At 68.0% G+C, this 17,890-nt stretch carries 19 protein-coding genes and 1 pseudogene; 12 read left to right on the top strand and 8 right to left on the bottom strand.

All coding sequences use genetic code 11. The features are described 5' to 3' along the window. Positions 1-263 precede the first annotated feature (263 nt). Positions 264-605 carry a DNA-binding protein gene (locus AB4851_RS04280; protein WP_414448576.1) on the bottom strand — a complete coding sequence of 114 codons (342 nt, stop codon included), beginning with the start codon at positions 603-605 and terminating at the stop codon, positions 264-266. A 149-nt stretch (positions 606-754) separates the two neighbouring features. Between AB4851_RS04280 and AB4851_RS04275 the strand changes: the two genes are divergently transcribed. Genes AB4851_RS04275 through AB4851_RS04265 form a run of 3 tightly spaced genes read left to right on the top strand, consistent with a single transcriptional unit; the run spans position 755 to position 2,229 of the window. Next, a complete protein-coding gene (locus AB4851_RS04275; protein WP_414448575.1) occupies positions 755-1,291 on the top strand; it encodes a PAAR domain-containing protein in 537 nt (178 codons plus the stop codon). Between the two features lie 3 nt (positions 1,292-1,294). Further along, on the top strand, positions 1,295-1,915 hold the full coding sequence (locus AB4851_RS04270) for a type VI secretion system amidase effector protein Tae4 (RefSeq protein ID WP_414448574.1): 621 nt from the start codon (positions 1,295-1,297) through the stop codon (positions 1,913-1,915). After that, positions 1,912-2,229, top strand: coding sequence for a hypothetical protein (locus tag AB4851_RS04265; RefSeq protein ID WP_414448573.1), 318 nt, complete (start codon positions 1,912-1,914; stop codon positions 2,227-2,229). The genes AB4851_RS04270 and AB4851_RS04265 overlap by 4 nt, the downstream gene beginning before the upstream one ends. On the opposite strand, the gene AB4851_RS04260 is transcribed toward AB4851_RS04265, so the two are convergent. The 7 genes from AB4851_RS04260 to sctU all read right to left on the bottom strand — a co-directional run bounded on the left by AB4851_RS04260 (position 2,226) and on the right by sctU (position 9,224). Continuing rightward, entirely contained in the window at positions 2,226-3,122 is an 897-nt protein-coding gene (locus tag AB4851_RS04260; protein ID WP_414448572.1) for a hypothetical protein, read from the bottom strand. The two genes, AB4851_RS04265 and AB4851_RS04260, sit on opposite strands and share 4 nt — an antisense overlap. A 16-nt stretch (positions 3,123-3,138) precedes the next feature. Further along, complete coding sequence (sctS, locus tag AB4851_RS04255) at positions 3,139-3,402, bottom strand: type III secretion system export apparatus subunit SctS (protein ID WP_414440803.1); 264 nt, start codon at positions 3,400-3,402, stop codon at positions 3,139-3,141. 9 nt (positions 3,403-3,411) lie between these two features. Continuing rightward, positions 3,412-4,062, bottom strand: coding sequence for a type III secretion system export apparatus subunit SctR (sctR, locus tag AB4851_RS04250; protein WP_414440804.1), 651 nt, complete (start codon positions 4,060-4,062; stop codon positions 3,412-3,414). Then, positions 4,046-5,221, bottom strand: a complete 1,176-nt coding sequence (gene sctQ, locus AB4851_RS04245; protein WP_414448571.1) for a type III secretion system cytoplasmic ring protein SctQ — start codon at positions 5,219-5,221, stop codon at positions 4,046-4,048. The genes sctR and sctQ overlap by 17 nt, the downstream gene beginning before the upstream one ends. A 139-nt stretch (positions 5,222-5,360) precedes the next feature. Then, positions 5,361-6,017, bottom strand: coding sequence for a type III secretion system protein SctP (sctP, locus tag AB4851_RS04240; protein WP_414448570.1), 657 nt, complete (start codon positions 6,015-6,017; stop codon positions 5,361-5,363). Positions 6,018-6,024: 7 nt separating this feature from the next. Further along, the gene (gene sctV / locus AB4851_RS04235; protein WP_414440807.1) at positions 6,025-8,127 is read right to left on the bottom strand and encodes a type III secretion system export apparatus subunit SctV; all 2,103 of its coding nucleotides are present in this window, start codon (positions 8,125-8,127) and stop codon (positions 6,025-6,027) included. A 20-nt stretch (positions 8,128-8,147) separates the two neighbouring features. Next, a complete protein-coding gene (gene sctU / locus AB4851_RS04230) occupies positions 8,148-9,224 on the bottom strand; it encodes a type III secretion system export apparatus subunit SctU (protein ID WP_414448569.1) in 1,077 nt (358 codons plus the stop codon). Positions 9,225-9,646: 422 nt separating this feature from the next. Between sctU and AB4851_RS04225 the strand changes: the two genes are divergently transcribed. From AB4851_RS04225 to AB4851_RS04185, 9 genes and pseudogenes are all read left to right on the top strand, one after another. After that, positions 9,647-10,231, top strand: coding sequence for an HrpB1 family type III secretion system apparatus protein (locus tag AB4851_RS04225; protein ID WP_414448568.1), 585 nt, complete (start codon positions 9,647-9,649; stop codon positions 10,229-10,231). Between the two features lie 31 nt (positions 10,232-10,262). Continuing rightward, complete coding sequence (locus AB4851_RS04220; protein ID WP_414440813.1) at positions 10,263-10,655, top strand: type III secretion protein HrpB2; 393 nt, start codon at positions 10,263-10,265, stop codon at positions 10,653-10,655. A 47-nt stretch (positions 10,656-10,702) separates the two neighbouring features. Then, positions 10,703-11,560: a type III secretion system inner membrane ring lipoprotein SctJ gene (gene sctJ / locus AB4851_RS04215; RefSeq protein ID WP_414448567.1), complete on the top strand. Its 858-nt coding sequence runs from the start codon at positions 10,703-10,705 to the stop codon at positions 11,558-11,560. A gap of 17 nt (positions 11,561-11,577) precedes the next feature. Further along, entirely contained in the window at positions 11,578-12,330 is a 753-nt protein-coding gene (locus tag AB4851_RS04210) for a type III secretion protein HrpB4 (RefSeq protein ID WP_414448566.1), read from the top strand. Continuing rightward, positions 12,315-13,112 (top strand): annotated as a pseudogene (gene sctL, locus AB4851_RS04205) (type III secretion system stator protein SctL); the annotation flags it as partial. The gene AB4851_RS04210 and the pseudogene sctL, both read left to right, overlap by 16 nt. A 359-nt stretch (positions 13,113-13,471) precedes the next feature. Continuing rightward, complete coding sequence (sctN, locus tag AB4851_RS04200) at positions 13,472-14,827, top strand: type III secretion system ATPase SctN (RefSeq protein WP_414440816.1); 1,356 nt, start codon at positions 13,472-13,474, stop codon at positions 14,825-14,827. Next, positions 14,824-15,348, top strand: a complete 525-nt coding sequence (locus AB4851_RS04195) for a type III secretion protein (RefSeq protein ID WP_414440817.1) — start codon at positions 14,824-14,826, stop codon at positions 15,346-15,348. Before sctN ends, AB4851_RS04195 begins: the two co-directional genes overlap by 4 nt. Further along, positions 15,345-16,205, top strand: a complete 861-nt coding sequence (gene sctT / locus AB4851_RS04190; RefSeq protein WP_414440818.1) for a type III secretion system export apparatus subunit SctT — start codon at positions 15,345-15,347, stop codon at positions 16,203-16,205. Before AB4851_RS04195 ends, sctT begins: the two co-directional genes overlap by 4 nt. A gap of 230 nt (positions 16,206-16,435) precedes the next feature. Next, positions 16,436-17,875 (top strand): helix-turn-helix domain-containing protein, encoded by a 1,440-nt coding sequence (locus AB4851_RS04185; protein WP_414448565.1) that lies wholly within the window; start codon positions 16,436-16,438, stop codon positions 17,873-17,875. The last annotated feature ends 15 nt before the right edge of the window (positions 17,876-17,890 follow it).

Raw genomic sequence — 17,890 nt, 5'->3', positions numbered from 1 at the left:
GCTAATGTAGGCGGTCGGCGGGGATCGGCTGGCGAAGGATGCGAAGCGGGAGCGTGGTATGCGAACGCAGGGGCGGGGGGGATTTCACGGGGAAGGGGGCGAAAACGTTGGCGGGGCGGGGGCTGAGGAAATCGGGGCGGGTCAGGCCGCGGGCGCGGCTGGACGGAACGAGCGGCGCGGGCAGCGTGCGGCGGGGATCTTCATGGAGGTGGCGAAACTCGGATTGCCGTCGCCCGATAAGGGGCGGTAAATGCCCTCGCGGCTCAGGCCGGGGGGCAGGCGAGTTGGCTGATAGTGCGCGAGCGGGCGATGTCGCCGAGTGCGGCGGCGATCAGCTCGGGATCGCCGTTCTCGACAGCGGCTTCGAGATAGGCAGCGATATCGGCCGAGGTGTGGAGGTAGTCGACGCTGTCGAAGTGGGTGAATTTCGTGGAGAGCATGGTGGTAATGGCCTGCGTTATGCGCTCGGGTTGGATATCTCGCAGCGCGGTATTCGGATGATTCGATTCGCGAACCTGGAGGAAGTGGCAATGGTAGCGGGCCGTCGGTGGGATGTCCGACATGGCTGACGGTTTTATTGCTTGCTCCATGACGTGAAGCAGCATTCGCGTGCGCATTCCGGGTAAATCGGCACGGTTGCCCGACTATCCTGATCGACTTCAATGGATGTGAGTAGCGCCCCGATGGCTGATCCACAATCGCCGCCGCTCTCGCATCGAGTTGCGCTCGATTCTGAATATGGAGGCCATCACAATTGCGACGTTACGACATCGTCAAGGGAGACAAAACCACTGCCGGTGGAACAGTCATGGCCGGTGATTCTCATGATCGGATTCATGATCAAGAACAAGCCTATGAACACGACCCGATATGGTGCCCCGTATGTCGATCGGTCGGAACTCTCGTTTGTACAGGTCCGCGCTTGTCGTCAACAGGTCCGGACGGCAGGGAAGCTGCGCTGAGTGATGATTTATGCGTATGCCAATGTGAGCCAAGCCCTCGCTTGCTTGCCTCTCAATATGTCTCTTACATCGATACGAGAGACGCGCCTCAATCTGGGCATCGCAGCCGGTTCCGTGCAACGGCGAATATCGAATACGACGAACAGGTCTGTCCCGCAGGCAATGGGGTATCGAAGGGCTATCCGTTTTTCATCGAAACACCTGGCGGATACACGCACTTTGGCCGGCTCGACAGCGAAGGCAATTTGCCGCGTATTTATTCCGCATACGCCGATGATTACGTCGTCTTCTGGGGTGATGAAGCGCTTGAAAGACAAGTGGAGGCATAAGGCATGCCCAACCCGAGAACCGTGGTGCGTACCAACGCTTCCCCTAATTCCGTCAAGCATGTCCAACTGACGGCCGTTACATTCCAGGCGCTATGGGATGCTTATCCAATGGGTAATCCTTACGATAATTCGACATATTCAAATCAATGTGCGATTCGAATGAGCGTCATGCTGCATCGTGTTGGAATCGAGATGAAGTCGTTTTCGTCAAAGGTGATCAAGCCGCTCGGCGGGCAGCCCAGCATTGGAAGAATACTCATCGATGGGAAGGCGACCGCGACCCGAGCCAACGAGCTTGGAGAGTGGTTGAAATTGCAGCCGATAGCCGGTATGGGCAATGCGGAAAACATCACGGGAACAAACTGGGAATCGAGGGTCGAAGGCCGCACCGGTATCATCATGTTCGATGGGTATTGGGCTCGTGATCGAGAGTCGGCGGACAACGCCAGCGGCGGACATATCGATCTTTGGAACGGCTCGCGACTCACGATCAGCAGCGCGCAAGGTGTGTTTTCGGTTTTTGGCCGGATGATCGGGATAGAGCGTGCCCATATCCCAGGGACGAGTTACGGGTATTCCGATTTGAGAAAATCGAAAACGGTATTGTTTTGGGAAATCAAATGAAGCGTGCCGCGCTGGGTGCCCTGGGTTTATCTTACGGCCTGCTGTTGACATGGCTCTGCTTGTATTTGTTCAGCCATGTCGAGTCCGCTCCCACGAAAGCGGTGTCGGCAGGATGCCATGAAATAGATAAATGCCCGGTGCCTTGGTGGGTTTTGCCCTCGATGGTCGCTTATTTTTTCGGACCATCGATCGCTTTCATGCTGTTGAATGCCGTTTCCTGGAAGCGATGGTCGATTTCCGGATGGGCCTGGTGTTTTTTTGCACTGACGTTGGCGACGATCGCTTTGTATTTATCGAATCTCGCCAACCGCTAGTCGGCCACCCCCTCACCCCTTCCCCCCTCCGCCTTCTTCCCCGCCCGCCCCAAGATCCCCGCCTTCACACTCTGCTGAATCGCCCCACCTCGTTCCCGCCGCAATTTCCCCGCCTTGAACTCGGCCCGCAGCATCACGAGCGGCAGCACCATATTGAACGACTGGCTCCCGGTAGAAGGCCCACCCGCCAGCGCCAGCTCCCGCAGCGCCGCAATCCCGCCGGCGCCCACGTGGCCGATCTTCATTTCGATCTGCTGAAGATCGATCATCGCGGCGGCCAGTTTCGCGGCCCAAGGCGTGGCGTCGGCTTGGCCCGCGCTGGCGCGCAGCTTCACCACGGCGTCGTTCCAAGCAGTACGCACCGCCTCGGCGCGCTGTGCATCCTGGCCTTCGCCGAACTTCGCCGCGATCGCGTCGAGTGCGCTCGGCGGCGCGGTTTGCGCCGAGGCCGGGCGCGGCCCGCCCGCCTGGGCATCCGCACCGGCGCCGCCCGCCTTGCCGGCCTCCACGGGCGTGTCGTCCTGTTCCTGCTCGCGCCCGCGTCCGCCGCCACCGCCGCGCCCGCCGTTCAGCGCGTCCATGTCGTCCTGCTTGAACGAGGCGTCGCCGTCGTCGTCGCCGCCCGCGCCGCCCACGTTGTTGCGCTTGGCGCGCGCCACGTTGGCGCGCTTGCGGTTGCGCGCGAGGCTCGCGAACTTGCGCTGCGCGGCCTGGTTGCCGTTCTGCGCCTGGTTGGTGTTGGTAAACAGCGTGCCGTTGTAGGTGGTGGCTTTCTGCGCCTGCCGCGCACCTTCCTTGGCGGCGGTGTTCTGCTGCGCGTCGCCGGCGCGGCGCGCCTGATCGGCGGCGGCGGTGGTTTGCGGGCGAACGGTCGGGTTGCGGTTGATGGCCATCGGGTCGGTTTTCCGGTCAGAGCGGCACGGCGGTGCGCATCATCTGGTTCGCGAAATGCAGCACGGCGGCGCAGCACACCGGCGCGACGATGATGATGGTGATGGTCACGGCGATCAGCTTGATGACCTGCGGCAGCGTCTGGTCCTGCAGCGAGGTGATCGCCTGCACGAACGACACGCCCAGCCCCACCACGGCGGCGACGATCACGGGCGGCAGCGACACGGTCAGGCACAGCAGCATGCCCTGCGTGGTGAAACGGATCAGCGAATCGACATCCATCGTCGCTCCTTACTTGTAGGTCATCACGAGGCCGTGGATCAGCGTCGACCAGCCGTCCATCACCACGAACAGCAACAGCTTGAACGGAATCGCGACGTTGGTCGGCGTGACCTGGTTCAGCCCGAGCGCGAGCAGCACGTTGGCGATGATCAGGTCCACCACGATGAACGCGATATACAGCAGGAAGCCGATCTTGAACGCGTCGGTCAGCTCGGACAGCGTGAACGACGGCGCCAGCACGATCAGGTCATGCTCGGTCAACTGCTGCGCCTGCTCCTTGGGCCACACCACGGCGGCGGAGCGCAGGAAGAAGCGCTTCTCGCGCTCGGCGGTGTGCTTCTCCAGGAACGCGCGGAACGGCTCGCGCGCCGCGCCGAACGCCTGGATCAGCGCCTGCGACGGCTGCGCCGACAACTGCTGGCCCTCCAGCGCCTTCTGCGCCTGCATGCCGATCGGCGCCATCACGTAGATCGACACGAGGATCGCGATGCCGTTGAGCACCATGTTGGGCGGCACCTGCTGCACGCCGAGCGCGTTGCGCAGCAGGCCGAGCACCACGACGATCTTCGCGTAGGAGGTCACCACCATCGCCACGAAGGGCAGCAGGCTGATCGCGATGACGACCAGCAGCAGCCCGGTAATGTCACTGAACTGAACCATGCCGATGCGCCATCCTGATGATTCGTACGCCGAGATGCTCGCCAACCGTCACGAGTTCGCCAAAACCCACTGTTTGCCCATGCACCACCAGCCGCAACTGCGCATCGGCGGCCGGCACCGGCAGTTCGACGACATAGCCCGGGCCGAGCGCCGAAAGCTGGTCGAGCGGCAGCGCGACCGTGTCGATCTCGAACTGCACGGGCAGCTCGAGGTTGCCGACCACGATCGGTTCGTCGGGGCGATCCGTCGCGAGGCCGACATCGGCACGGGTCGAATCGAGTTCGTCGGACATGGTCCACTCCTGAGTAAGGGTAAGCGTCCGGCCGTCGAGCGACGCGCCGGCGTGCGCGCGCAGATGGCCGCGCGCGCCCCACGCGGCCACGACGCGCGGCGCGCCGCCGCCGTGCAGCGCGGCTGCATCGAAGGTCGGAAACAGGCAGCGCAGCAGCACGTCGCCGGGTTCGAGCGCCGAGAGCGTCTCGACCGCGAAATGGCGGGTGCCGACGATGGCGCTGCCGGGCAGGTTCAAGGCGGGAAACGCGGTGCGCCAGGCGTCGCCCGCGGTGCGGGCGATCAGCGCGTCGAGTGTGCCGAGCACGGCGCTGGTGGCCGCCACGGTGCAATCGATGCGGGTTTCGCCGAGCGCGATCGACAGCGCCATCGGCGGCAGGTCGAGCTGGGCGTCGGCAAGGCAGTCGGCCAGCGGGCGGCGCATCACGGACACCACGCGCGGCGCGTCGAAGCCCATTTTCCCGAGCGCGGCGGCCAGCGGTTCGAGCAGCACGCCGGCCACCGTCTGGCGCAGCGCGAGTTCCGCGCCGCTCGGCGACAGCATGGCCGGCGCGCCGGGCACGCCGGTGCGGTCGGGCCAGGCCAGGATCGCGAGCGCCGGATGCGCGTCGAGATCGAATTCGACGAACACCGGCCGCGCCGCGCCGCCGGGGGCGGCCAGCGCCAGTTCGAGCACGGCCGGGTCGCGCAGCGCGCCGCGTGCCGCGCCGGGGCCCGGGCCGACGATGGGCGCGATGCGCAGCACCCGCGCGCCGGTGGCGGCCAGCACGGCGGGCGCGAGGCGCGCATCGTGCGCCGTCTGCGACAGGCGGGCCAGGCCGACGTCGACACGGCGCGGCACCGCGCGCGCGATCGCAGCTTGCGTCACGGTCGTGGCGGGCGCTGCGCTCGCGGCAGGCGTCGGTCGTGCCGGCGGGGCGACGTGCGGCGCCTGAGCGTTGGGGGCGCTCGCGGGGTCGTCGCTGGTCGTCGCGGTCAGAAAGTCGGCCATGCAGGGAAGCGGGTGATTACCAGATGGTGAGTTCGATGTCGCGAACCTCGCCCCACGCGCGCATCGTTTCGGCGAGCTCGCGCTGGAGCATCGTGCTGTGGGTCAAGAGTAAGTCGCGCGCGGTCGGGTCCTGCGCATCGAACCGAAGCAGGAGACTGAAACGCGAAAGCGACAGCGACAGCCGGGTTTGCGGCAGCAGCGCGGGATCGAGCGTCATGTGCGCTTCCCAGTTGCCCGCGTTGGCGATGGCCGGATCGCCGCAGAACGCCGCGATCTCGCGCGTCAGCACGCCGAGCACCTGCAGGTACTGCTGCTGGTGCATGTAGACGGCCGACACGATCGGCACGGCGGCGCGCTCGACGCGGGCCGGCAGCGTATCGCTGTCGTCGGGGGCCGGGATGGGCGAGAGCGTCGCGCCGGGATCTTCCGCGGGCGCCTCGGCATCGTCCGGCAGGTAGCGCGGATCGAAATACAGCGCGATCTCGGGCTGCGCCGGCGCTTCCTCGGGCGTGTCCTGGCCACCCGTTTCGGCCTGCTCGCGGGCGGGCAGCCGGTGCGGCGCGCGGCGCGAGGCCAGCGAGGCGTAATCGAAGCGGCGCTCGCGCGGCCGGCTCGGCTCGGCGCTCGCCGCGCCCGGAATGATGCGCGCCGAGCGCGAGTCGATGGCGGTCATGGGCGGCTCAGGCGTTCAGCGTGACGCGGCCGACCGGCTTCAGCTCGACGTGCTCGCCCAGCTCCTGGTACGAATACACGGCCAGCCAGCCGAGCCGCGCCTCGATCATGCGGCGCACGTAGCGGCGGATATCCATCGACGTGACCAGCACCACGCCGTCGCGCGGCGCGGTGCCGACGAACGACTGGATGCGATCGATCAGGAACGCGGCGTCGTTCGGCGGCAGCGCGAGGAAGTTGCCGGTGGGCGTCTGCTTGATCGCGGCGCGAATGTGCTGCTCGGCCTGCATGTCGAACAGCACGGCGGAAAGCTGGCGCTCGCCCTTGGCGGCGCGGTGCGCGAGAAAGCGCGAGAGATCGCCGCGCACGTACTCGGTCAGCATCAGCATGTCCTTTTCCTTCGCGCCCCAGGCGATCAGGCTTTCCATGATGGTGCGCACGTTGCGGATCGACACCTGTTCTTCGAGCAGGCGGCGCAGCACGTCGGCGATCCGCTGCGGCGGCAGCACCTTCTGCACCTCGGCCACCAGGCCCGGCGCGTCATGGCCGATCTGGTCGAGAATCCACTGCACTTCCTGGATGCCGAGGAACAGCGTGGCGTGGCGGCGCATGGCGGCCACGCAGGCGTGCGGGATGATCTGCTCGGCGCGCCACACGGGCGTCTTGGGCGGGATCGCCTTGTCGTCGAGCCAGCGCGTGGGCAGGCCGTCGGTGGCGATCAGCGGGCCGGGCTCGGTGCGCTCGGCCAGTTGCTGGTATTTCTCGGCCACGCTGGCCGCCACGTCGGACGCCAGCAGCGACAGGTCGGGCAGCAGCACCTTGCCCGCCGGCAGCGCGACGCTCAGGTGCGGCACGTCGTGCACCAGGATCTCGAACGTGGAAGCGGCCAGCGGCGCGTGAATCCACATCGTGATGCCGGGGAACGGCAGCCCGAGCAGCTCCTGCAGCGCGTTGCGCTCGCCCTCGAACGCGATGTCGAGCGTCGGCAGCGACAGCCGCGCGGCCAGGTCGGGCGAGATCCGCACGCCCACCGCGCAGGCGAACTGCGGCGCGCGCGGCAGGATCGGCGGCACCTCGGTCTTCGCGCCGGAGCGCTGCATCGAGGCCAGCGTCTCGCCGCCGCCGTGCTCGCTGTCGCGCGCGGCGGGCTTCTTGGAAAGCTTGTAGCCGGCGAACGCCAGCAGCCCCGCCAGCATCACGAACAGCAGCGCCGGAAAGCCCGGCACGGCCGCGAAGCCGAGCAGCAGCAGCGCCGCGAAGAACAGCGCGCGGCTGCTGGAGCCGAGCTGGTGGCCGATCTCGTCGCCGAGCGAGCGCTGCTTGGTCTGGCGCTCGTCGGCCACCCGCGTGATCATCACGCCGGCCGCCACGGACAGCAGCAGCGACGGGATCTGCGACACCATCGCGTCACCCACCGACAGCACCGAGAAGCGGTTCGCCGCGTCGCCGGCCGACATGCCGTGATAGGCCACGCCCACCGCGATCCCGGCCAGGATGTTGATCAGCGTGATGATCAGGCCCGCGATCGCGTCGCCCTTCACGAACTTCATCGCGCCGTCCATGCCGCCGTGCAACTGGCTTTCCACCGCCAGCGTGGCGCGCTTGCGCTTGGCTTCCTCGGGGGTCAGCAGGTTGGCGCGCAGGTCGGCGTCGATGCTCATCTGCTTGCCGGGCAGCGCGTCGAGCGTGAAGCGCGCCCCCACCTCGGCCACTCGCTCCGAGCCTTTCGCGATCACGATGAACTGCACCGTCGTGATGATCGCGAACACCACCAGGCCCACCACCAGGTTGCCGCCCACCACCAGCTTGCCGAAGCTCTCGATGATGTTGCCGGCCTCGGCGTGCAGCAGGATCGACTTGGTCGAGGCGATGTTCAGCGAGAGCCGGAACAGCGTGGTGAACAGCAGCAGCGACGGGAACGCCGAGAGCGCCGAAATGTCCGGCACGTACATCGTGATCATCAGGATCGTCACGCTGATCGTGATGTTCAGCGCCAGCAGCGCGTCGATCATCAGCGGCGGCAGCGGCAGGATCATCAGCGAGATGATCGCCACCACCAGCGCGACGATGCCGATTTCGCCGCCGGCGGGGAGTTTCAGGGACTTCAGCATCGTGGCTCCGGAGGCTGCGCTCAGTGAACGGGCGGGTGAGGTTGGGAATGCGCATCGCGGCTCGCGCCGATCGAATCGACCCAGCGCAGGATCGCCGCGATGGTTTCGAACAGCGCGTCGGGAATCGGCTCGTCCACGCCGACCTTGTAGAGCGCCCGCGCCACCGGCGGGTTGCCGACGATCGGCACGTCGGCCTCGGCCGCGGCGCGGCGGATCGCGGCCGCCGCCTCGTCCATGCCCTTGGCGATCACCACCGGCAGCGGATGTTCGTCGGGCGCGTAGCGCAGCGCCACCGCGTAGTGGGTGGGGTTGACCACCACCACGTTGGCGCGCGCCATGCGCGGCGGCGGCGAGTTGGCCATCTCGCGCGCGATCCGCTTGCGTTCGCCCTTGATCATCGGGTCGCCTTCGTCGCTCTTGTGCTCGCGCTTGACCTCGTCCTTCGACATCTTCATCTGCTTCATGAACAGCATCTGCTGCAGCTTGACGTCGGCCGCGCCGACCACGATGAAGATCACCGCCGCCACCAGCATCAGCTTGAGCAGGATGCTCCAGAACATCGCCGACAGCTCGGCCAGCGGCTGGTACAGCGCGCCCGACACCAGCGGGATCAGGCCGCGGATCACCACCCACATCACCGCGAAGATCAGCGAGGCCTTGACGATCATCTTGGCGGTCTCGATCACCGTCTTGATCGAGAAGATCTTCTTCAGGCCTTCGCCGGGGTTCAGCGCGTTGATGTTCGGCATGACCGGCTTCAGCGCGATCTGCAGGCCCACCTGCATGCCCGAACCCATCAGGCCCGCGAACGCCGCGCACAGCGCGAGCGGCACCACGGCGAGCAGCGCGATGCCGCCGAAGCGATAGAGCCGGTCGTACATGTCGGTGAGCGTGTGCGGCGTGTTGACGAATTCGAGCGAGCTCATCACGAGTTGCCGCATCGAGTCGCGCAGGTGCGCACCGGTCGCCATCACGAAGCCGATCGCGGCCGTCATCGAGATGGCGTCCGCGAGGTCCGAGCTTTTCGAAACCTGGCCGTCCTTGCGGGCGTCGCGCAGTTTCTTGTCGGTAGGTTCTTCGGTTTTTTCGTCGCTCATCGCTCGCTCGGCGCGGGTTGTGCGCAAGCGCCCGCCGGGCGGGGCGGACAGGGGTTGGCGGGGCGGCCGGCGGCGCTCGGGCTGGCTTGCGGCGGCGAGGCGGCAGCGTCCAGCAACGGCGCACGCACCGAGCCGGTCGGACGAAGATAGCCGGGGGGCGTGGCGGGGAGGGGGAGGGACGCGAATCGGGCGATGGGGATGCGAAGTTGGGGGCGGGGCTCGGCCGGGCGGGGCCGCAACGTCCGAAAAAATCGGGGGCGGATGGCTCGATCGCTGCGCCGGACCGGCGCCCGGCCGGCTTCGCTTTCGCTGCGCTGCCTTCGCATCGCCGCCCGCACGCGCCACGGCCGGTTGCTAAGGTTCGATGGTGCGTCCGATCGACCCCGAGCGTGGCGCGAAGAATTCCGCCAGGAGAATGCGCGATGACCAACGCCACACCCGATTACCTGAATTGCAGCCCGGAGATCGTCGGAGGACTGATCGAAACGGCTTCGGATGCGCTGCTGCAGACCTTCCCGAAGGTGTCGGTCGATCCGTACGACATCGAGCTGATGCTCGACGCGCTGCGCGTGCTGCGCCCGAAGGTGCCCGAGATCCAGATGCTCGACGGCATCCTGCACATGGTCCGCAACCATTGGGACGACGCGATCCTGGTGCTGCGCGAAGTCAGCGAGAGCGCGCCGCGCTTCGCCTACGCGAAGGCGCTGCTGGCGTTCTGCCTGTCGACCAAGGGCGACGGCGACTGGAAGCTGATCGCCAACGAAGTGCTCGAGACCAACCCGACGCGCGACACGGTTTCGCTCGTGAAGGCGCTGCACGCCCGCGAGGAATTGCTCGGCGCGGTGCATGCGAGCCGCAACGGCAGCGCGTTCGTGCCGCCGGCCTCGATCGAGGAACTCAACGACGAGCTCGCGAATCGCGGCGATCACCCCGATACGCATGCCCCGATCGCCGCGCCGGTCGCGGGCATCGAATCCCTGCCGTTCGGCGTCGCGCTGCGCGCGTGAGCGTCGCCGGTTCGTCTGACGGAGGACGACTATGACTGCAATCGATCATTCCGCGGCGCTGCGCGCCTCGCTCGAAGCCCTGAACAAGCCGGAAGCGGCAGGGGGCGGCACCTCGCCCGCCGCCGCCGACAAGTTCAAGGCGATGATGGACAAGCCGTCGATGGCGCCGCCGCACGCGGCCCAGAGCCCGTCGATGGAAGTCGCCTCGAAGCTGGTGGCCGCGCAGGACGCCGAGTTGCAGCGCAGCGTGACCGACGCCGCCCAGTTCATGCAGCAAGCCCCCGAGATGAACCTCAACGAGATCAACGCGGGCTCGATTCGCCTGACCTACGAGCTGGCCGCCACGCAGCTCGACATGGAAGCGAAGATGGGCGTCGTGAACTCGTCGAAGTCGTCGATCGAAACGCTGATGAAGAACCAGTGACACGCGGCGCCCGCGGGCGCCGTGCGGTCCGCCGCGAGACTTACCCCATGCCACAGACTCGGTCAGGATGGCGGCGTACGGCCGTCGCGGGCGCGTTCGCGCTCTGCGCGCTGCTCGCCGGTTGCAAGAAGGAACTGTACGGAAACCTGTCCGAGCAGGACGTCAACGAGATGGTCGTGGCGCTGCTCGAGAACGGCGTGGACGCCTCGAAGGACACGCCCGACGGCGGCAAGACCTGGACGCTCGACGTCGACGAGAACCAGATGGTGCGCGCCATGGAGGCGCTGCGCTCGCGCGGCCTGCCCAAGAGCCGCTACGACAATCTCGGCGACCTGTTCAAGAAGGACGGCCTGGTTTCCACGCCGACCGAGGAACGGGTGCGCTTCATCTACGGCATGTCGCAGGAGCTGTCGTCCACGCTGTCGAAGATCGACGGCGTGCTGGTGGCGCGCGTGCAGATCGTGCTGCCGAACAACGACCCGCTCGCGCAGACGATGAAGCCGTCCTCGGCGGCGGTGTTCATCAAGTACCGCCCGAATTCCGACGTGGGCGCGCTGGTGCCGCAGATCAAGACCCTGGTGATGCACAGCGTCGAAGGCCTGACCTACGACCAGGTCAGCGTGACGGCGGTGCAGGCCGATCCGTCGGACCTCGCGCGCCAGCCGCAGCCGCCGCAGGGCGGCGCGCCGCTGGTGTGGATCGTCAGCGGCATCGCGGGTGCGGTGCTGATTCTCGCGGCGGGCCTGCTGATCGTGCTGCGCCGCAAGCTGCCGCACGGCTCGGATAACTCGGGCGGCGCGAACGGCGGCGGTGGCGGCGCCGAGGCGGGCGATGGCGCCGCTACCGGCCTGCGCGGGCGGCTCGGTGCGCTCGGCGCGCGCCTGCGTCCGCGCCCGGCCAACTGAGCGCGCGCCCCGCACGCATGGATTCCCCCGCGTTCTATCCACCGCAACGCGTGGCCGCCGCACTGAGCGGCTATCGCGACAACCTCGACACGGCCGCGCTGTGGGCCGACCCGTCGTGGTCGTCGCTGCCCGATAACGGCTGGCGCGATGCGCTCACGCGCGCCTCGTCGGCCGCGCGCCGCGCCTGCTCGCAGGCGATGGCCCGCGCGGCCGGAGTGCGCGAGCCGCCGTTCGGCGCGTTCGCCACGCCCGCCGTGCTCGGCCTGGCCGGCCACGGCGCGCCGGCCGCCTCGCCCAAACCGAATCTCGCGCTGCTCGACGCGCTGCCGATCGCGCAGTCGCTCGCCGTGCTGCGCATGCGCTCGCTGTCGTTTCGCCGGGTCGAGGTGCGCCGGCTGATCGACAAGCACACGCGCTCGCGCCTGGCCGAATGGACCGGCGTGCATCCCGACGCGATCGCGCAGGATGCGCACGCCGCCGACGCGCCCGACGTGGCGCATCTCTCGATGAAAACCGGCCTGCCGCCGCTGGCCCGGCTCGACGCCATCGACATGGCCGCCGAAGGCTGGCTGCTGTTCGTGCGCGACGCGGGCGGCCTGAACGGCCCCGGCGAGGCGCGCGCGCCGTCGCTGACGCGCCTGGCGCTGCCGCGCGCGCTGACGCCGCCGGCCTCGTTGCCCGCCGCCAGCGGGCTCGATGCGGCCGGCTCGATCCGGCTGCTGGCCCGGATGCCCGAACTGCTGCCGGAGGTTGCATGGCTATTTGGTTGAGCCGTCCGCGCGACGCGCACCACCAACCCGACGACGACACCCCGCGCGCCCGGCTCGGCGCGGCCGGCGACGTGCTGCCGCGCGAGCTGTTCGGCTCGCTGGTGTCGCTCGACAGCGCCTACGCGGCGCTCGCCGACGACCGCGCCGCGCTGATCGAGGCCGCGCGCCACGAAGCGCTCGGCATCGTCGAAGCGGGCCACGCCGAGGCCGAGGCGATCCTGGCCGCCGCGCGTCGCGAACGCGACGAAGCCGCGCGGCTCGGCTATCGCGACGGCTACGACCGCGCGCTCGGCGACTGGATGGACCGCCTGGCCGACGTCGCCAACGCGCAGAACCAGCTTCAGGTGCGCATGCGCGAACGGCTGGCCGATATCGTCGCGTCGGCGGTGGAGCAGATCGTGCGCACCGAGAACCGCGAGGCGCTGTTCGAGCGCGCGCTGGCCTCGGTCGAGCGGATCGTCGATGGCGCGACCTATCTGCGCGTGGCCGTGCATCCGGACGATCTCGACAGCGCCAAGGACACGTTCGATCGCCTGGCCACGCGCTGGCGCGAACTGGGCCGCCCGATCCCGATGTCGGTGGTGGGCGACAAGCGGCTCGCGCCGGGAAGTTGTGTCTGCGAATCGGATTTCGGCGCGGTGGACGCGAGCCTCGACACGCAACTGCGCGCGATGCACGGCGCGGTATCGCGTGCGCTCAAGCGCACGCTGGTGGAGGCCGAGCAGGACATGGCGCAGGACGCCGCCGACGCCGAGGCGGCGCAGGGCGAGATGGTGGCCAGCTACGCGCAGGAGGCCGAACTGGCCGCGCACGAGGCGTATCCGGTCGCGCCGGCGGCGGCGCAAGACCCTTATGCGGCGCAGGACCCTTATGCCGCTCAAGATCCCTATGCGGCTCAAGATCCCCATGCCGCCGCGCCGCAAGATCCCTACGCGCATCCCGATCCGTACGCCCACCCCGACCCCTACGCCGCGCAGCCCGCCCACGATCCGTACGCGGCCGGCGATGCCGTGCAGTACGAAACATCGGAGCACGACGCGCATCCCGACGAAGCCGCGCGCCACGCCGAGCCGCAGCAAAGCGACTATGACGCTGCCCCCGCCCCCGAACTGACCGTCAACCTTCGCCACGGAGGCCCCCGGTGAGAAACGTCTCCTGGCTCGAACGCACCGACGATTTCGAGCGCCTGACCGACGCGATCGAGCGCGAGATCCTCGCGGTGCCGGCCGTCGCGCGCACCGGCAAGGTCATGGAAGTGGTGGGCACCGTGATCAAGGTGTCCGGCCTCGACGTCACGCTCGGCGAGCTGTGCGAACTGCGCTCGCCCGAGGGCGAACTGTTGCAGCGCGCCGAGGTGGTGGGCTTCACGCGCGACGTGGCGCTGCTCTCGCCGTTCGCGCGGCTGGAGAACGTGTCGCGCGCCACGCAGGTGATCGGCCTGGGCCGGCCGCTGTCGATCCAGGTGGGCGACCAGTTGCTGGGCCGCGTGCTCGATGGCCTGGGCGACCCGATCGACGGCGGGCCGCCGCTCGATTCCGACGACTGGCGGCCCGTGATCGCGCAGCCGCCCGACCCGATGACGCGCCGCATGGTCGACACGCCGATGCCGACCGGCGTGCGCGTGGTGGACGCCATGATGACGCTTGGCGAAGGCCAGCGGATGGGCATCTTCGCGCCGGCCGGCGTCGGCAAATCCACGCTGATGGGCATGTTCGCGCGCGGCGCCGCCTGCGACATCAACGTGATCGCGCTGATCGGCGAACGGGGCCGCGAAGTGCGCGAATTCATCGAATTGATTCTCGGCCCGGACGGCATGGCGCGCTCGGTGGTGGTGTGCGCCACGTCCGACCGCTCGTCGATGGAGCGCGCCAAGGCCGCGCACACGGCCACCGCGATCGCCGAGTATTTCCGCGACCGTGGCCTGCGCGTGCTGCTGATGATGGATTCGCTGACGCGTTTCGCGCGCGCCGGCCGCGAGATCGGCCTGGCCGCCGGCGAACCGCCGGCGCGGCGCGGCTTCCCGCCGTCGGTGTTCGCGGAGCTGCCGCGCCTGCTCGAACGCACCGGCATGGGCGAGACCGGCTCGATCACCGCCTTGTATACGGTGCTGGCCGAGGATGAAACCGGCGGCGACCCGGTGGCGGAGGAAGTGCGAGGCATTCTGGACGGCCACATGATCCTGTCGCGCGAGATCGCCGCGAAGAACCAGTACCCGGCGATCGACGTGCTCGGCAGCCTGTCGCGCGTGATGTCGCTGGTGGTGCCCGACGCGCACAATCGCGCGGCCTCGCGCGTGCGCGAGCTGATGGCCAAGCATCGCGACGTGGAAGTGCTGTTGCAGGTGGGCGAGTACCAGCCCGGCCAGAACCCGCTCGCCGACGAAGCGATCGAGAAGGCCGACGCGGTTCGCGCGTTCCTGTGCCAGCGCACCAGCGATTACGCGGCCTACGACGACACCACCGCCTATCTGCACGAGCTTGCCGGAGTGAGCGCATGAGCGTGGATGCCCGCCTGAAGCGGGACCGCCGCGCGATCGCGCTGTCGCGCGCCACCGATCGCCGCCGCAAGCAGAACGAGCAGTTGCGCATGCAACTGGTCGGGCAGCGCGCGGCGCTCGCGCAGCGCGAGGACGAGCATGCGCAGGCGATCGAGCGCGTCGAACAGGACGCCGCCGCCGTGCAGGCCATCGACGATCAGATCGACGCGATGATGACGGGCGCGATGCCGTTCGTGGTGGACGATTTCCAGGCCTGCAAGATCGTGCGCGGGATCGCCGTCGAGCGGCTGCGCGCGAGCGAGGAGCAGGTGGAGCAGGCCTTGCAGGCGGTGCACGCCGCACAGCAGGAGATCGTTGAAAGCAATCGCGCGATCGCCCGCAACGTCGGCAGCATGGACGCCTGCGAGCAGCGCATCGGCGTGATGCGCCGTGTTTATCAACGCGCCGAGGACGACGCCGCCGACGACGAGGCCGAGGACGGCGTGCTGGCGCGCCGCGCGCGCGACAAGGCCGCCGCATGAATCCCTCGTTGAATGTTCTGCCCGACCTCACGCACCTGGTGATGGGCTACCTGACGCTGATCGGCGTGTCGTCGATCCGCCTGTTCGTGATCATGACGATCTTCCCGCCGTCGGCCGACGGCGTGCTGCAAGGCCCGGTGCGCAACGCCATCGTGATCTTGTTCAGCACCTTCATCGCCTACGGCCAGCCGCTGTCGTTCGGCGAGGAACTGCACGGCGCGGCGCTGGTGGAACTGGGCCTGCGCGAAGGCATGATCGGGCTGGTGCTCGGCTTCGCGGCGTCGTCGGTGTTCTGGGTGGCCGAGTGCGCCGGCTATTACATCGACGACCTGACCGGCTACAACAGCGCGCAGGTGCAGAACCCGCTGCGCAACGAACAGGCCACGCCCACCGCCACGCTGTTGCAACAGGTGGCGACGGTGGCGTTCTGGAGCCTGGGCGGCATGAGCTTCCTGCTCGGCACGCTCTACGAATCGTATCAATGGTGGCCGCTCACGGCGCACAGCGTGGATGTGTCGAGCGTGCTCGAATCGTTCGCACTGCAGGAGACCGATTCGCTGATGCAGCAGGTCGCGAAGCTCGCCGCGCCGGCCGTGATGATTCTGTTATTGATCGACGTGGCGTTCGCGTTCGCCGCGAAGTCGGCCAGCAAGCTCGAACTGATGGGTTTGAGCCAGCCCGTGAAGGGCGCGGTGGCGGTGCTGTTGCTGGCGCTGTTCGTGGGCGTGTTCGTCGATCAGGTGCACGACCAGCTCACGCTGTCGTCGTTCACCTCGCAATTCCGCGCATGGGCCGATGCCGCGCACGCCAGCAATACGGGCGCGGCCACGCATCCGGTCGATCCGCATGCGAAGTGATGTTGCGATGTGCGAGGTGTGCTGAGAATGTCTTGATGAAGTGAGTGAGGAAGTGACTGAGCAATCGTGAGACTCACGCGAAGCCGCGTCGCGTGGGGCGCAATTCTCAAATCGGCATCATTGCTGAAGATTGCTCAGTCAAACTGAGAGTTCGAAGATGAAGTGACGACTACATTGCTTGCATGGCGCTGCGATCCGGTGCCGCGTGCAAATGCAAGGAGAGTCGCTTCATGTTTTCGATGCTCTATTTCCCGATCGTATCCGCGCTCGCCGCTTCCGATGAAGTGGCCGGCGCCGGCAACGCAGCCCGCACCGTCGATGCGATTCTCGACGGCGAATTCGTCGCGGCCGTGCAGCAGTCGGGGCGACGCCTCGACGATTCGGCCTCGGCGGCCACCGCCCAGGAATTGCAGTGGCACGCGGATCTGCAACTCGTGCTCGGCTTCGATGCCGAAGCCGAGGATGCCTACCGCCGTGCGCAGCGCCGGATGCGTGCCTCGAAGGCCGAGATTCGCGTGGCGACCTGCCGCAATGCCGCCTGGCAGGCGCTGTTCCGTCATCGCGTGGGCACCGCGCTGGCCTGCTTCGCACGGGCCGCCGACGAAGCCGAGGCGCACCCGTCGCGCCGTCTCGAAGCGCGCATCGGCATTGCCTGCGCGCTGCACGAACTGGGCCGCACGCGTGAGGCGCTCGACGCGCTCGACGACGTGACGGTCACGCACCCGCGCTGGCGCGACGTGGTGACGGCGCTGCGCTTCGACCTGATCGCGCAGCACGAATTGCGCAGCGCGAATGCGTTGCAGGATCACGTGTATTGGCGCTCGGCCGCGCTGGCAAGCCCGGCCGCCTACTTGCCCGCGCCGCGCGCCGGCTTCGCCGAGGCGTTGCAGGCCGCGGCCGGCGTGCGTGCGCCGCTGCTCGCCGGGCGAGTGGCCTACCTGCGCGACCTGCACAACGTGATGGGCGGCGACCGCGATGCGATCGCCAACGTGTGCGCCTACCTCGAACGCGTGCGCGATCAGGGCTTCGCCGATTATCAGCGCGCCGTGCGCCTCGAAATCGCGCTCGCCACGTTCGTGGGCGACGCGCCGCATATCGCGCAAACGATCGTCGAGCCGCTGCATCAAGGCGTGCGCGGCTCCGACACCGGCCACCGCCAGCTCGAATATCTCTACTGCGCCGCCAAGCTGCGCGAAACCCAGGGCCGCCCGCAGGAATCGCTGCAGTGGTACAGCCGCTACGCGCTGGTCGCGATGCAGTGCCTGCGCGAGGATTCGCACGTGCGCACGCCGGCGCTGGACCGCCAGCCGAAGGCCGCGCCCGACGATGTCAGCGCGCGCCTGCCGGCCAAATACCGCCGCGCCTACCGCTACGTGCTCGACAATCTCGAACGCGCCGACCTGTCGGTGCGCGAGATCGCCACGCAGATCGGCGTGACCGAACGCGCGTTGCAGAGCGCGTTCAAGAGCTGCCTCGGCCTGTCGCCGAGCGAACTGATTCGCACGCGCCGCATGGAGCGTATCCGCGAGGCGTTGATCGATCACGCCGACGCGGGCGACCAGCGCGTCCTCGAAACCGCCCGCCGCTGGGGCGTCCAAAGCCGGTCCACGCTCGTGACCGGGTATCGCAAGCAGTTCCGCGAAGCGCCGTCCGAAACGCTCGAACGCTGACGCCGGCCTTTCCCT

This window comes from Burkholderia sp. 22PA0099 (assembly GCF_047497165.1).
Lineage (GTDB): Bacteria > Pseudomonadota > Gammaproteobacteria > Burkholderiales > Burkholderiaceae > Burkholderia.
The sequence above is the reverse complement of the archived record's forward strand: the minus strand, read 5'-3'. Positions and strand labels throughout refer to the sequence as shown.